At 65.8% G+C, this 914-nt stretch carries 1 pseudogene; it reads left to right on the top strand.

Going from position 1 to position 914, the window contains the following annotated elements:
* Positions 1-879 (top strand): annotated as a pseudogene (locus tag EOA49_RS32175) (CarD family transcriptional regulator); the annotation flags it as partial.
* Positions 880-914 lie beyond the last annotated feature (35 nt).

Genomic DNA, 914 nt, shown 5'->3' with positions numbered 1-914 from the left:
ATTGCCGACGAGCGCGCCGCGCGCCGCCGCGTCATCGTCGCCGGCTGGACCGAGGGCTCGCTCGACCGCCTCGGCCAGATCCTCGCCGAGCATCATCTCGGCAACCTGAAACCGGTGGCGACTCTTTCCGAGGTCGAAAAGCTCGAGCCGGGGCAGGCCGGTCTTGCCGTGCTGCCGCTCGAATCCGGCTTCGAGACCGACGGGATGGTCGTCGTCGCCGAACAGGACATTCTAGGCGACAGGCTGATCCGCCGCTCCAAGCGCAAAAAGCGTGCCTCCGACTTCATTGCCGAAGCATCGTCGCTGTCATCCGGCGACATCGTCGTTCACGCGGACCACGGCATCGGCCGATTCATTGGTCTGCGCACCATCGAAGCGGTCGGCGCACCGCATGACTGTCTCGAAATCCACTATGCCGGCGACGACCGGCTGTTCCTGCCGGTCGAAAACATCGAGCTCCTCTCACGCTACGGATCGGATTCGGCGGAAGCGCCACTCGACAAGCTCGGCGGCGGCGCCTGGCAGGCGCGCAAAGCGCGGCTGAAGAAGCGGCTGCTCGACATGGCCGGGCAATTGATCCGCATCGCCGCCGAGCGGCAGATGCGCGCAGCACCCGCCATGATTCCGGCCGACGGCCTTTATGGCGAGTTCGCGGCGCGCTTTCCCTATGAAGAAACCGACGACCAGCAGACGGCAATCGATTCCGTCATGGACGATCTCGGCGCCGGCAAGCCGATGGATCGGCTGGTTTGCGGCGACGTCGGCTTCGGCAAGACGGAAGTGGCGCTGCGCGCCGCCTTCATCGCGGCGATGGAAGGGTTCCAGGTCGCCGTCGTGGTGCCGACGACGCTGCTGTCGCGGCAGCATTTCAAGACCTTCTAGCAACGCTTTTCCGGCCTGCCGATCCGCGTCGC

The organism is Mesorhizobium sp. M1A.F.Ca.IN.020.04.1.1 (assembly GCF_003997315.1).
Classification (GTDB): Bacteria; Pseudomonadota; Alphaproteobacteria; order Rhizobiales; family Rhizobiaceae; genus Mesorhizobium.
The sequence above is the reverse complement of the archived record's forward strand: the minus strand, read 5'-3'. Positions and strand labels throughout refer to the sequence as shown.